Source organism: Aerococcus loyolae (genome assembly GCF_002871915.2).
Classification (GTDB): Bacteria; Bacillota; Bacilli; order Lactobacillales; family Aerococcaceae; genus Aerococcus; species Aerococcus loyolae.
The window spans coordinates 1,794,957-1,808,710 of record NZ_CP126958.1 but is presented as its reverse complement, the minus strand read 5'-3'; the positions used below and the strand labels follow the sequence as shown (position 1 = coordinate 1,808,710).

General features: G+C 45.0%; 12 protein-coding genes. 9 read left to right on the top strand and 3 right to left on the bottom strand.

From position 1 onward, the window contains the following. Positions 1-75 precede the first annotated feature (75 nt). The 6 genes from CJ190_RS08170 to CJ190_RS08145 are packed head-to-tail and all read left to right on the top strand — an operon-like array spanning position 76 to position 5,223. Positions 76-876, top strand: a complete 801-nt coding sequence (locus CJ190_RS08170; protein ID WP_070598331.1) for an SDR family oxidoreductase — start codon at positions 76-78, stop codon at positions 874-876. A gap of 15 nt (positions 877-891) precedes the next feature. Continuing rightward, complete coding sequence (locus CJ190_RS08165) at positions 892-2,748, top strand: BglG family transcription antiterminator (RefSeq protein ID WP_070598330.1); 1,857 nt, start codon at positions 892-894, stop codon at positions 2,746-2,748. After that, entirely contained in the window at positions 2,745-3,227 is a 483-nt protein-coding gene (locus CJ190_RS08160; protein WP_070598328.1) for a transcriptional regulator GutM, read from the top strand. Before CJ190_RS08165 ends, CJ190_RS08160 begins: the two co-directional genes overlap by 4 nt. 3 nt (positions 3,228-3,230) lie before the next feature. After that, complete coding sequence (srlA, locus tag CJ190_RS08155) at positions 3,231-3,785, top strand: PTS glucitol/sorbitol transporter subunit IIC (RefSeq protein ID WP_070598326.1); 555 nt, start codon at positions 3,231-3,233, stop codon at positions 3,783-3,785. A gap of 11 nt (positions 3,786-3,796) precedes the next feature. Beyond that, positions 3,797-4,816 (top strand): PTS glucitol/sorbitol transporter subunit IIB, encoded by a 1,020-nt coding sequence (gene srlE, locus CJ190_RS08150; protein WP_070598324.1) that lies wholly within the window; start codon positions 3,797-3,799, stop codon positions 4,814-4,816. Positions 4,817-4,866: 50 nt separating this feature from the next. Then, on the top strand, positions 4,867-5,223 hold the full coding sequence (locus CJ190_RS08145; protein ID WP_070598322.1) for a PTS glucitol/sorbitol transporter subunit IIA: 357 nt from the start codon (positions 4,867-4,869) through the stop codon (positions 5,221-5,223). Between the two features lie 613 nt (positions 5,224-5,836). Here the strand turns inward: CJ190_RS08145 and CJ190_RS08140 are convergent. Next, complete coding sequence (locus CJ190_RS08140) at positions 5,837-6,349, bottom strand: type 1 glutamine amidotransferase domain-containing protein (RefSeq protein ID WP_070598320.1); 513 nt, start codon at positions 6,347-6,349, stop codon at positions 5,837-5,839. 167 nt (positions 6,350-6,516) lie between these two features. Beyond that, positions 6,517-6,891, bottom strand: a complete 375-nt coding sequence (locus CJ190_RS08135; RefSeq protein ID WP_180754110.1) for a type II toxin-antitoxin system death-on-curing family toxin — start codon at positions 6,889-6,891, stop codon at positions 6,517-6,519. Positions 6,892-7,420: 529 nt separating this feature from the next. Here CJ190_RS08135 and CJ190_RS08130 point away from each other — a divergent pair. After that, entirely contained in the window at positions 7,421-8,353 is a 933-nt protein-coding gene (locus CJ190_RS08130) for an NAD(P)H-dependent flavin oxidoreductase (RefSeq protein ID WP_070598318.1), read from the top strand. Between the two features lie 369 nt (positions 8,354-8,722). Here CJ190_RS08130 and CJ190_RS08125 read toward each other — a convergent pair whose 3' ends face one another. Continuing rightward, the gene (locus CJ190_RS08125; RefSeq protein WP_070598316.1) at positions 8,723-10,693 is read right to left on the bottom strand and encodes a fructose-bisphosphatase class III; all 1,971 of its coding nucleotides are present in this window, start codon (positions 10,691-10,693) and stop codon (positions 8,723-8,725) included. A gap of 281 nt (positions 10,694-10,974) precedes the next feature. On the opposite strand from CJ190_RS08125, the gene CJ190_RS08120 reads away from it, so the two are divergent. Together CJ190_RS08120 and rihC are read left to right on the top strand one after the other, a co-directional pair. Beyond that, entirely contained in the window at positions 10,975-12,207 is a 1,233-nt protein-coding gene (locus CJ190_RS08120) for a NupC/NupG family nucleoside CNT transporter (protein WP_070598401.1), read from the top strand. 479 nt (positions 12,208-12,686) lie between these two features. After that, on the top strand, positions 12,687-13,604 hold the full coding sequence (rihC, locus tag CJ190_RS08115) for a ribonucleoside hydrolase RihC (RefSeq protein WP_070598314.1): 918 nt from the start codon (positions 12,687-12,689) through the stop codon (positions 13,602-13,604). Positions 13,605-13,754: the final 150 nt, after the last annotated feature.

Genomic DNA, 13,754 nt, shown 5'->3' with positions numbered 1-13,754 from the left:
ATTTTGACAGCGCTTACCGTTACAATACTAAGTGTAAAGAAAAGAACAAAAAATTTTTAGAGAGGTGAATCGATTATGGAAAATTGGTTAGGTATTGAAGGAAAAGTAGTTATTGTCACCGGAGCATCTTCTGGGATTGGGGCTGCTGTAGTGGAAGAATTATTAAATGATGGCTGTAAGGTGGCCAACTTTGATATTTCAGATAACCACGTTGAACACGATAACTTACTCTTCGTCAAAACTGACGTGTCTTCCCGGGAAAATGTGGAAGCCAGTGTTCAAAAAGTGGTGGACCACTTTGGTACGGTTGACGCTGTAGTGAACAATGCTGGGATCAATGTTCCTCGTTTGTTAGTCGATCCTAAAGATCCTAACGGAAAATATGAACTAGATGATGCAACTTTTGATAAAATGGTAGCTATCAATCAAAAAGGTGTCTTCTTGGTTGCCCAAGCGGTGGGTCGGATCTTAGTAGACAAGGGCCAAGGCGTGATTATTAACATGGGTTCTGAATCTGGACTCGAAGGTTCTGAAGGCCAAAGTCCTTATGCAGCAACTAAGGCTGCGGTTTACTCATTTACTCGCTCTTGGTCGAAGGAATTAGGTAAACACAATGTCCGTGTAGTTGGGGTAGCGCCTGGGATTTTGGAAGAAACTGGTTTGAGAACCTTGGCTTATGAAGAATCCCTCTCATATACCCGTGGCATTACCGTCGATGACTTGCGTGCCGGCTATTCTAAGACAACAACAATTCCTTTAGGCCGTAGCGGTAAATTAAGTGAAGTGGCTGATGTGGTGGCTTACTTAGTATCTGACCATTCTTCCTACATTACCGGAGTAACCATCAACGTCGCAGGAGGTAAAACAAGAGGCTAGTTAAGGAGAGGTTTTATGGCACTTGTTGATCGTTGGTATGATATTTTAAATAGTTTATATATGCATCCCAAAATTCCCCAAGCGGAATTTGAAGCGGGACTGAAGACAAGTCGCCAGACCCTCAAAAAAAATATCCAGCTCCTTAACCAGGAGTTGGGAGGCATTGCCAGCATTACTTTAGAAGATAAAGCCTATCACTTGCATATTGAAGATTTTGCCGCTTTTAAGAAAATTCTAGCGGGCAAATTTCGCCAGGATACCGACTTTAATTCTTCCAATAAACGGCAAGCCTATATCCTTAAAGTGCTTATCGAAGAACAAGAGCCAGTCATCATCGATGACCTGGCCGAAGTAACCATGGTTAGTCGTGGAACCGTCAATAATGATATCAATCATTTACGGCAAATTCTTTCTGATTATCAGCTAGCGATCGTAGGGGTTCCGAATAAGGGGCTTAGTCTTAAGGGGCATGAAATCGATATCCGTACTGCCTATGTGAATATCGTGCTTTCTTACTTCAAGGAAGACCAGTTTAGTCTCAAAGACAAGACGCATTTATTAAACTTAGCGCCCAATTTCAATATGACCAATTTCACCAAGGATTTACTCTTGAAAGTTGTCTATGTCACTCTACTCCGTGTCCGTCAAGGGCACGGTTTAAGGAGTGAGATGGCTCACTACCAGAATTTCTTACAGGGGCAAGAGGACTATGAAGGGTTCATTGCAGAAATTGAAGACTATTTTAATTTGACTTTGAGTCATTACGAATACCAGTATCTGGCCTATCCCTTTAATATTTACAATAAGGAAGACATTGTTCCGGAAAGTTTTGACTCCCACTTTGTTGATCAGCTTTACCAGAAAGTCCTCCAGGCCATCCAACGGGACTTGCCGATTGAGTTTGACCAGGAAAAATTATACCAAGCGATGCGCAATCATCTTATTTTCCTTATTCATCGTTTATTATTCCGGGTCAATAGTGATGACTTATTCTTCCATGAGGTCCAGCAGCAATACCCGCTCTCCTTTACCCTAGCGGAGATTACGAGTCGGGTCCTGGAAGAGGAATTGGACCGGGAAGTGCCGGGAATTGAAACCTCCTATCTTAGTCTCTATTTCGAATTGGTCATCAGCCGGCAGGTTAATTTAAAAAGTCAAAAAATTGCCATTGTTTGTCATACGGGCAAGGGAACAGCTCGACTGATTAAGCTACAAATTCAACGCATCCTAGGGACAAGCTTAGAGTTATCGACTTTCTCGGAAGGGGAATTTAATCAGGAAGATCCTAGTCAATACTTTGCCATCTTCACCACCATCCCCCTCGATAAGGCCAAGATCAAGCGGCCCATTATTCAACTGGATAATTTGTTCGATGAGTCCTATATCCGTTCCCAATGGGATAGCGTCCAACGCCATAATCCCCTATTTTCCCAATTGTTGTATTTGGATGTCATCAGTCTCGACCAAGAGGGAGAGTATGCTGATCTGCTCGATGTGATGACTGACCGGGTGATTGAAGCGACCGGGATATCCAGTGGCTTTAAACAGGCCATCTTTGACCGGGAAGCGGTGAGTGATACGGTCTTTGACCAAGGGATTGCTATGCCGCATGCGGTGGTGAATGATTTTGACCAGATTATTTTACTGCTTGGTCAGGTTCAACAACCCATTCAAGAAAAGGGGCGGCCTATTGATCTGGTCTTTCTCTTGGGCATTCCCAGTCAGACTAATCAGGTGATGGACGAGTTACTGATTAATATCTATGAAGCGATTTTTGCGGTAGCTAATAATCAGCCCTTAAAAGACCTATTGAAAACAACGGATTCGCTCGAAGATATTCAAGATATTTTACAAGGAGATGACGCATTGTGAGCTTTATGATCGTATTTGGTGGGATGGCCCTACTTGCCTACTTAGGCCAGGCCTTTCTTGGTTTCCTACAGATCAAACACTTTAACCAAGTCTACCAAAATTTGCGCAAACAAGGCAAAGTGGCCATCGGTAGACGGGCAGGCAAGCTTCGCCAAGGGACGATTGTGATGTTTGCAGTCAATGACCAAGCTAAAATCCTCGATGCTTATAAGATGCAAGGGGTGACCGTATTAGCCAAGTTCAAGCGTCTCCCCCAATATATCGGGCAGGATCTCTATCTGATCGATCGCAAGCATCCCCTAGTACAGAAAGAAAATAAACTCACCCAAATTGCTATGGAAGACGCCCGCGAAGTCTATATTCGTGTGGAAATCGGTGACTACAAAGAAGAAAAACCACAATCCACCTTCCAACAATTAGGTAATTTGGCTACACAGATGAAATATACACTGTCAAATAAAGTTAAAGGACGTGGATAAAAAATGGAATATATTGTTAAATTTGCGGAAGGGTTTATGAACCTCTTCCAAACCGGTGCCGATAACTTCATTGCCTGGATGGGATCCATTGTTCCTCTGGTATTGATGTTAATGGTTGCCATGAATGCTATTATTAATCTTTTAGGGGAAGAACGGGTAACTAGTTTAGCCCGGGTCGCTTCCAAAAATGTCTTTACCCGTTACATGATCTTACCCTTTGTTTCTGCCTTTATGTTAGGTAATCCGATGTCAATGACTATGGGACGTTTCCTGCCTGAATTCTATAAACCCGGCTACATTGCTGCGCAAATGCAATTCTGCCATACCTCCAACGGGGTCTTCCCACATATTAACCCTGGTGAATTATTCGTTTGGTTAGGGATTGCTCAAGGGATTGAAGCGCTCGGCCTCAACCAAATGGAACTAGCGATTCGCTACCTCTTAGTAGGGTTAGTGATGAACTTTGTTGGTGGTTGGGTGACTGACTTTATCACCGCTCGGGTATGTAAACAACAAGGAATTACCCTTTCAAAAACCGTTGATGCGGACATTAATTAAGGAGAATTATCATGAGTGAATATAAAAGCATAAAAATTGTTAAAGGGTCAGGCGGCTTTGGTGGTCCCCTAGTGATTACCCCGACAGAAGAAAAACACAAATTCATTTATGTGGTGGGTGGCGGTGAACGTCCAGCCATTGTGGACCGCATTGAAGAACTTTCTGGTATGGAAGCTGTGAATGGCTTTAAAACTTCCATTCCTGATGAAGAAATTGCCTTAGCGATTATTGACTGTGGGGGAACGCTTCGTTGCGGGATCTATCCTAAGAAAGGGATTCCTACGGTAAATATTATCGCTACCGGTAAGTCCGGCCCCTTAGCTCAATACATCACTGAAGACATCTATGTGTCTAATGTTGGCGTCAATCAAATTGCTTTGGCAGACGGCAGTGAAGAGCCAGTAAGTGCGGTAGCTGCTAGTGAAACTGCTAGTCAAGCGGACGACAAAGCTGACAAGGCCAGCTATGACACCTCTAAGAAAATTACCGAACAAACTGAAAATCCTAGCTTTATCGCTAAAATCGGTATGGGCGCTGGTAAAATTGTTGCTGTCTTCAACCAAGCCGCCCGTGAAGCGATTGAAACCATGTTACATACCGTGATTCCTTTCATGGCCTTTGTTTCCCTATTAATTGGACTTATCCAAGGATCAGGGGTTGGTGACTGGATCGCCCGGGCCTTAACCCCATTGGCTGGTAATGGACTCGGTCTAGTGGTTATTGGTTTTGTCTGCTCCCTACCATTCTTATCACCTTTACTAGGACCTGGTGCGGTGATCAGCCAAATCGTTGGTACCTTGATCGGGGTTGAAATTGGTAAGGGAAATATTCCCCCACACCTGGCTTTACCTGCTCTATTTGCCATCAATACCCAAAACGGTTGTGACTTCATCCCGGTTGGTTTAGGTTTAGCAGAAGCTTCTTCTGAAACCGTTGAAGTCGGAGTGCCAGCTATCCTTTATTCTCGTTTCCTAAACGGGGTGCCTCGTGTCTTAGTGGCCTGGCTAGCAAGTATTGGTCTCTATAGCTAATTATGATAGTAATGCTCTAATCAAAGAAAAGTACAGAAAGGAAATCTACGATGACTATTTATCAAACAGAAGTAAAAAATATTGGTGCCGATGCTGAATTATTCAAAAGTGAAAACATGATCATCCTCTTTGGAGAAGACGCCCCTGCAGACTTAGCTGATTATTGCTATAATATCGACGTTAACCCTATCCAAGGAACGATTGAAGCAGGGCAAACCATCTCTTTTGATGACCAAGACTATAAAATCACTGCTGTTGGTAGCGTCGTAGAGAAGAACCTGACTAGCTTAGGTCACATTTCCGTACGTTTCGATAATTCCACTGACGCTGACCTAGCTGGGACCATCTATGTGGAAGAAAAAACACTCCCTGAAATTACCGTTGGTACCAAAGTAACGATTCATTAATAGAGAGTGTGACAAGCGCGTCGAGGAGCAAGACCGCTGGAAGAAAAAGACGTAAACATTCTCATAAAGAATGTGTCGTCATTTTCTGAAGCGAAGGCTTGCTCTGCGCTTGGAACACGTTTGAAAAGGATGTGAGGAAGGGTCAGAGAGGGAGATTCCTTGGAAGAAAAGATGAAAGGATCAGCTATAAGGATGTGAGGGAGCCGTTAGAGACGTGAATCACTGGAAGAAAAACCATAAGCTCAGCTAGCCTGAGCGTTGGGATTTTCTGAAGTGACTTCATGGCTGGCTCCCGAACTCAACTGTCTGGTCGTTCAACTTTTCTGAAAGGACATCCCCTCATCCTTCCGAACTCAACTAGAGTGTGACAGTCATAAAAAGGACGAAATCGCTGGAGAAAACTGGGATAAGCTCAGCTCGTCTGAGCGTTACCAGTTTTTGAAGCGGACGTTCGTCCTCTGACTGGAACACATTTTAACTAAGAAGTGACAAGCACAAAAAGAGCGCCTTAGCCTCTTTGCCTTAAGCTAAAGTCACATTAGAATATCCAACAAAAAACCAGCGCCCACCGAGCTCGAGTAAGCTTTGGTGGGCGCTGGTTTTTATTTTTATTCTATTTTAGAGCATCAACAATGGCTTGGTTAAAGGCAGGGAGGTCATCTGGTGTCCGGCTAGAGATTAAGCCAGAGGAGTCGATAACGACTTCTTCATCGAAGTAATTAGCACCAGCATTCTTCACGTCAACGGCCACTTGGGCAACAGCGGTAATGTCTTTACCGTGTAAGACGTCAGCGTTAACTAAAAGTTGTGGGCCATGGCAGATAGAGAAGATGGGTTTATGCTTGTAAGCAAAGTGACGCACAAAGTTCAAGACATCTTCATACTTACGGATTTTATCTGGGGAGTAGCCACCAGGAATCAGCAGGGCATCGAAGTCTTCGCCTTTAGCAGAATCAATGCCAACTTCAATTTCTACTTCAGTCCCGTCACTTTTACCCGTCACGGTCACGCCTTTTTCTAAACCGACAGGGACCACTTGGTGACCTGCCGCTTCGAGGGCTTCCTTTGGGGAAGTATATTCAGAATCTTCAAAGAGGTCGGTCATAATACTTGCAATTTTTGCCATAAGTTTGTTTCCTCCTTATTGGTCTTTTGCGTCAGTGGGTCAAGTGTCGAGCCACTGACCAAGTACTTGTCTTTTTACGACTATATTTTTATCCTAGCATGACTGAATGAGAATTGCGAACCTCATGCTCATTGAGTCATTTCCTAGTAGATTGAAGAGGGAGCTACTTAGATATCAAGAATGTCTTTAATGATTATTTTTAAGTCATCTTTACTTATGGAGTTTTCTGCAACTTTTACTACTATATCTTCCATTTCAATAATGAAGTCATCAACCGCATAAGTGTAATGATTGAGGTTCATAAAATATCCTCCTAGAGATATAGCGGTTCGTTTGTTCCCGTCATTAAACATATGGAACTTAACTAATGAAAAAACGAGATGGGTTAATTTATCCAAGAAACTTGGATAGTAGTCATCATTTTGAATATGTATAAGTACACTTTCTAACTGACCATAATCTTTGATACCTTTTAAGCCGCCAATTTCATCAATTACATAATCGTGAATATTAATTGCAAAATCAATATCAATATAGTTCATCTCTACTTATCCTTTAAGCGTATAAAGACATCTTTGTGTTGTTTAATTTGTTTTTTGATTAATTTCAATTGCCGTTCTTGTATTGCACGCTTGTCTTCTTTAACTTTTGACATATTATTTCATCCTCCTTGAATCAAGTCGCTTTAAAAGGCGTTTGTTTAATTAAATTATATAAACGTAATTGCAGTTATAGATTTTTACTAAAGTTATGTGACCGAACTATACATACTATACTTGTTTAACTCTATTATATGAACCATTGAAGAAAACAACAACAGCTAGGCCTGACATTTTCGGTATTAGATTACTACTAAGGTTCTTGGAAATTTTAATCTTCAGCACTTTTTCCACTGCTAAGAAGTAGTCACATTGCTCACTCTTCCTAATATACCTATAACAATATAGTTATCTCAGCGTCTAAAACTTAGCATTTTACAAGTTGTGAATATAAGCACATAATAAACTTGTTAGAACTATTTCTTTTACGTATAAAATTGTTGAGAAAAAAATCATAAAGAGGAGAGATTGCATGAACCGAGTGTGTGAATTATTAAATATTGAGTATCCGATTATCCAAGGTTCCATGGCAGGGGTTGCTGAAGCGCCTTTAGCCGGTGCTGTTTCTGAAGCTGGCGGTTTAGGGGTTATTGCTACTGCTGGCCGTAAGGGAGACTGGTTGCGCGAACAAATTAAAGCGGTCCGCGAAATCACTGACAAGCCCTTTGCTGTGAACTTGATGTTGATGTCTCACAACACGGAAGAAATCATGGAAGTGATTATTGACGAAGGCATTCAAGTGGTCACGACTGGTGCGGGGAATGCTGCCCCTCTCATCGCGCCTTTACATGAAGCAGGCGTTAAGGTGGTACCGGTTGTAGCTAACGCTCGCCAAGCCAAGAAAATGGAAGACGCTGGTGCGGATGCTGTGGTCTGTGAAGGCACTGAAGCCGGTGGCCACGTTGGTGAAGTGACTACCATGCCTTTAGCCCGTGCGGTCATTGCTGCAGTGGATATTCCGGTAATTATTGCTGGTGGGATTGCTGATGGCCATGGTTTAGCAGCAGCCTTTGCTCTTGGTGGGGAAGGGGCTCAATTAGGGACAGTATTCTGTGCCAGTGAGGAAGCCCCAATCGCTCAAGGGTACAAGGAAGCTATCGTTAACTGTGGCTTAACCGATACTGTCGTTGTAGGTCGGTCTATTGGTGCCCCTGTGCGTTTGATCCAAAATGACATGGTGGCTAAACTCCAAGAAGAAATCGATAACGGCTCTAGCCGCGACGAATTCGAAAAATCTAACCTGCAAATGTTACTAACCGCTATTACTAAGGGTGACACCGAAAAGGGTATCGTTACCATCGGCCAAGTAGCTGGTAACATCACTGCCATCCGTCCAGTCAAAGAAATCATCGACAGCATCGTTGAAGAAGCCTGTCAAGCTTTAAACAACATGCCAAGTATCTAATAGAGTGTGACAAGTGCATCGAGGAGCAAGACCGCTGGAAGAAAAAGGCGTAAACATTCTTATAAAGAATGTGTCGCCATTTTCTGAAGCGGACGCTTGCTCTGCGCTTGGAACAGGTTTGAAAAGAGTGTGACAGTCACAATAGAGGACGAAATCGCTGGAGAAAACTGGAATAAGCTCAGCTAGACTGAGCGTTACCAGTTTTTGAAGCGGACGCTTGCTCTGCGCTTGGAACAGGTTTGAAAAGAGTGTGACAAGTGCATCGAGGAGCAAGACCGTTAGTAACACTTCCGGATAGATTGTTCATCATTTTAAAAAGGGCTAGGAAAATTCCTAGCCCTTTGTTGTCTAGATTTTTAGACAGAAGGTCTATAAGATTTTCTCCCCAACGACCCCAGCTTGGTAGGCTTCAATTAAGGCTTTGAGGGCTTGAACCTGGCAAGTCAGCTGCTTACCAATATCGGTTTCTCTAACGGAAATCCGCTCTAATTCCTGGTCCACCACACGGCGGGTCGATTCGATATCGGTTTCGTACTTAATGGCGTCTTCCTTGCCGTGGAAGGGGTGGTGGGCTACCAGCTGCATACCATAGGAATTATAGAGTAGGGTAAAGCCTCCCAGCCCGGTCGTCTTTTGATAGGCCCGGGCAAAACCACCGTCGATAACTATCATCTTCCCACCAGCCTTAATAGCGTCTTCCCCGTCTTTAGCCTTGATGGGGGTGTGGCCGTTAATGATATGGCCCTTGTCGGGGTCGATAGCGAACTCTTCTAAGACCCGGCGGACAAAGTCAATGTCCTCGCGCCAGGAGTAATAGACGTTGCGGTGTTCTTGGTGGGTTTCCTTATCCGCGATAAAGTAGCGTTCAAAGGTAGCCATTTGTTTCTTACCAAAGAGGGCTGAGCCTTCCCCCTGCCAGAGATACCAGGCAAAGTCGAGGTCGGGGTTTTTGCTTTCGTCACTTTGCCGCTTGGCATACATACGGCGGACCACCTGGTCAAACTTGTCCAGTAGGTCCTGGCCAGCCAGGGTTTCTCCGTCGATAGTCGCCGCCATGAAAGTCCCGTCCTCGTTCATAGGGATACAGCCATGGAACATGAGATTATTGTTATAAATCTTATACATGGAGCCCTTGTTGATCAAAAAGGACACATGTTTTTGCAGGCGTTCACTATCCAGAAAGGCGGCCTGCAGGGCTTCCATCACTGCTGCTTCGTCTTCAGTGAGTTTATAAGGGTCCTCTGGATCAACGGTTGGGAAGGAGGTGTTGACCAAAGGATAGGTCTTGCCCTGCCAGTCGATGGTCCCAGCTTGGTAGTCGATTTTGTCCAAGAGGAGGCGGTTATCACAACCAAATTCAGGATGACGGCGGATGACCTGGGCTTCTAACTTAAACTGGATAATGGCCATGGCGAGTTGCATCCGGGCCAATTGCTCGACTTCATCATGGTGGTAGTCGTGGTCTTGGGCCAGTTTGGGCATAAAGCCGGTCAAGTCAGCCTGGCGGTATACCGTATCAGCCAGGTTGACCAAGGGACGGAGCGGGATTCCATAAGCATGTTCGATAACAGAAAGGTTATCATAGCGGGCTTGGATCCGGACCACGTTAGCGATGAGGACCTTGGATCCAGAAGCGGCGCCCATCCAGATCATGTCATGGTTACCCCATTCAATGTCTAGGGAATGCTTCTCCATTAAGAGGTCTAAGATCCGGTCTGGAGCTGGGCCGCGGTCATAGATATCGCCTAGGATGTGGAGGTGGTCGACTACCAGTTCCCGGATCAATTCAGCCAGGCAGGTGATTAATCGGGGCGCTTCGTCCAGGGCAATCACGCTTTGGATAATGCGCTTATAGTAGTGCTCCTTGTTGGAGAGGATAGAGTCTTTGAAGATCAATTCATCCATAATATAGGCCATATCGGGATTCATGGCCTTGTGGACCTTGGAGCGGGTGTATTTAGAAACCACAAACTGGGTCAATTCAACTAGCCGGCTGGTGGTCAGGGTGTAGAACTCATCAATTTCTTCTTGGGAGTCCATCTCCTTGGTCAAGGCCCGGAGTTTCTCCTCGGGGTAGTAGATAATGGTGGCTAGTTCAGCCCGACGCTTAGAGGACAGGCGGTCACCAAAGATTTCGTTGATCTTTTCCTTGATGTTTCCCGACCCGTTGCGCAGCACATGGTTGACGGCATCGAATTCGCCGTGCAGGTCGGTCATGAAGTGTTCGGTGCCCTTAGGCAAGGACATGATTGCTTCTAGGTTAATCATTTCCGTGGATGCGGCGGCCTTGTTGGGAAATTTCTCGGCCAGTAATTGTAAGAATGCAGGACTAAATGCCATGGACTTTCCTTCCTCTCTGAGCGCTTAAGTAGCTAGGGCGGCTCAAGCGCTACGCTTAATGTGCCTTCATTTTACCTGAAAGCGCTGTCGATTTGTCTTTTCAGAAGATGATTTTAAAATTATTTAGAGATTATAGCATTATTTAGAGAATTTGGGTAAAATATGTGTGAAAGCGTTTTAAAGTTCGGCTTTAGTCTCGAACTGCAGGTAAAAGGGGGCGGTCGACTTTCTTTTCGAGGTCAATGAATAAGCTGGAAAGCTTTAGAAAGGTTAGTGATTCGATGAGTATTGTACAAGGCCTGCTGGGTCTAGTGGTCGTTTTTGGCCTCTGTTATTTCCTGTCCTTTGACCGGAAAAATATTAAATATAAAAATGTAGCCATTATGTTAGTGGCGGAAGTGATCTTGGCCCTGGTATTATTCCGGACCAGTCTGGGGTTGACCATTTTGAATGGGATTGCCAGCGGGATGGACTGGTTGATGGCCCAGGGGATTGAGGGGGTTAACTTCGTCTTTGGCGGGATCCAACTGACCGCTGACGGTTTTGTCTTCTTCCTCCACGTCCTTGCGCCCCTGGTCTTTATTACTGCCCTAATTGGGGTCTTAAACTGGCTGGGCGTTTTGCCTTTTGTGGTCAAATGGGTTGGTTTTGGGATTAATAAGCTGACCGGGGCTGGGGAATTGGAATCTTACTTCCCGATTGCCTCAACCGTCTTTGGGACACCCACCAACTATCTATCGGTCGTCGACCAAGTCAAACGGGCCAGTGAGAAGCAATTATTCACTCTCGCTGTTATCCCCATGTCGGTAGTGACTGTCTCCATGTTAGCGGCCTATATGAAATTGGTAAAACCTCAATACGTGGTGGTTGGCGTTCTTATGCAGCTACTTTCGGCCTTAGCGGTCTCTGTGATTGTCAATCCTTATGACGCTAAGGAAGAAATTGCCAAAGGAAGCGAGGCCTACCGAGAACGGGAAGGCCTTGCCGGCGACCAAGGGGAAGAGGAGGAAGGCGAAAAGGAAAAAGAACCCTTCTTCTCCATGCTCAGTGACTACATGATTACAGGATGGAACACGGCCGTTATTGTGGCGGTCATGCTGATTGGTTTCGTGGCGCTCATTTCTATGTTGAACAGCCTCTTTGAAGGGGTCATCAACATTTCCTTTACCGAGTTAGTCGGCTATGTCTTTTCACCATTTGCTTTCTTGATGGGGGTACCTAAAGAAGACATGGTTCAAGCCGGGTCCGTTATGGCCCAAAAGGTCTTGGCTAACGAAGTCGTAGCCATGACCTCCCTATCCGCCCTAGAAGGCTTAAGTGAAAAAACCGCCGCTATTATGGGAACTTATTGCATGAGTTTCGCTAACTTCGGAACCCTAGGGATGGTTATCGGCGGGGTCAAAGCCATCGACGCCCACCAAGGCAATGTCGTGGCCAAATTCTCCCTCAAAATTGTTCTCGTCTCCACTCTTGCCTCCATGGTCACCGCCACAATCGTAGGTTTCTTGTTTTAAAAATTAGGACGTGAGGAAGGATCAGTGAGGGAGATTCCTTGGAGGAAAAGATGATAAGGCCAGCTCTAAGGATGTGAGGGAGCCGTTAGAGACTTGAATCGCTGGAAGAAAAACCATAAGCTCAGCTAGCCTGAGTGTTGGATTTTCTGAAGGGACTTCAAGGCTGGCTTCCGAACTCAACTTGCAGATCGTTCAACTTTTCTGAAAGGACATCCCCTCACCCTTCCGAACTCAACTAGAGTGCGACAGTCACAAGAAAGGACGAAACCACTGGAAAAAATGGGATAAGCTCAGTGAGTGAAGCGGAGCGTTACCAGTTTTTGAAGTGGACGTTCGTTCTGTGACTGGAGCAGGTTTAAATAGAGTGCGACTGGAACCGCTTGGAAAAGCATGTGCCAGTCACAAGTTATGAAAAAACGCATATTAATAAAAGTTATTGGATAGAAACGTCACTTAGAATTTTTTAGGAGGAATTTTTCATGGTAAGAAAAGTCATTTTTGATACAGACCCAGGGATTGATGACGCGATTGCGACTGCTATTCTCTTGAACTCTGACCAGGTCCAAGTGGAATTGATTACTGCTGTCGGTGGGAACGTGGCCTTAGAAAAGACCTCCACCAACGCTTTAAAATTAGTCAACTTCTTTGAAAAAGACATTCCCGTCGCTGCTGGTAATCGCGGACCGCTCTTGACGGAATTTACTGATGCTTCTGAGGTTCACGGAGAATCAGGCATGGACGGTTACGACTTTCCGGAACCGGACAAGAGCCAACTCTTAGAGGACCATGCCGTTCTAGCTATGCGCAAGGTTCTCATGGCAAGTGATGAAAAAGTAACCATCGTGGCAGTGGGCCCGCAAACCAATGTGGCCCTGCTCCTAACCATGTATCCTGAAGTCAAGGATAAGATTGAAGAAATTATCATCATGGGTGGGTCTTTCACCCGGGGCAACAAGCACGTCATGGATGAGTTCAACATCGGGACCGACCCCGAAGCCGCTCAAATGGTGCTGCAATCTTCGGTGAAAACCGTCATGGTGGGCTTAGATATTGGTTACATTGCTACCATCAGCTTGGAAGAAGCGGCAGAATTGGCAGAGAAAACCGAAACCGGGAAGATGATCCACTCCATGCTCCAACACTATCGCTCGGCGCAAACCAACCAAGAGTGGGAAATGTATGACCCTACCGCGATCGCCTATCTCTTAGAACCAGAAATGTTTGAAGAAGTCGAGTGCAATGTGGAAGTAGAACTAGGCAGCCCGCTCACTTACGGGCAAACAGTCGTTGACCTTGACCACAAAACCGACCGCCCCGTAAACTGTGTCGTCCCCACTAGCATTGACCGCGACCGCTTCAAAGAATGGTTCAAGGAAAGCATCTTGAAATGTAAATAGAGTGCGACGGGTGCGTCAAAAGGCAAGATCTCTGGAACTAAAGGGTGAAAGAATTCTCAAAAAGAATTCGTCGACCTTTAGTGAAGAGGACGCTTGCTCTGCGCTTGGAACAGGTTTCATCTCGTTTTTTAGCTAAAACTTAAATCAGAA

Bases quoted from the DNA above. Each gene is read 5' to 3' on its own strand.
- CJ190_RS08130 (WP_070598318.1), top strand. From the start codon at position 7,421: ATGAACCGAGTGTGTGAATTATTAAATATTGAGTATCCGATTATCCAA.
- CJ190_RS08140 (WP_070598320.1), bottom strand. From the start codon at position 6,349: ATGGCAAAAATTGCAAGTATTATGACCGACCTCTTTGAAGATTCTGAA.
- CJ190_RS08135 (WP_180754110.1), bottom strand. From the start codon at position 6,891: ATGAACTATATTGATATTGATTTTGCAATTAATATTCACGATTATGTA.
- srlE (WP_070598324.1), top strand. From the start codon at position 3,797: ATGAGTGAATATAAAAGCATAAAAATTGTTAAAGGGTCAGGCGGCTTT.
- CJ190_RS08170 (WP_070598331.1), top strand. From the start codon at position 76: ATGGAAAATTGGTTAGGTATTGAAGGAAAAGTAGTTATTGTCACCGGA.
- CJ190_RS08165 (WP_070598330.1), top strand. From the start codon at position 892: ATGGCACTTGTTGATCGTTGGTATGATATTTTAAATAGTTTATATATG.
- CJ190_RS08120 (WP_070598401.1), top strand. From the start codon at position 10,975: ATGAGTATTGTACAAGGCCTGCTGGGTCTAGTGGTCGTTTTTGGCCTC.
- rihC (WP_070598314.1), top strand. From the start codon at position 12,687: ATGGTAAGAAAAGTCATTTTTGATACAGACCCAGGGATTGATGACGCG.
- CJ190_RS08125 (WP_070598316.1), bottom strand. From the start codon at position 10,693: ATGGCATTTAGTCCTGCATTCTTACAATTACTGGCCGAGAAATTTCCC.
- CJ190_RS08145 (WP_070598322.1), top strand. From the start codon at position 4,867: ATGACTATTTATCAAACAGAAGTAAAAAATATTGGTGCCGATGCTGAA.
- srlA (WP_070598326.1), top strand. From the start codon at position 3,231: ATGGAATATATTGTTAAATTTGCGGAAGGGTTTATGAACCTCTTCCAA.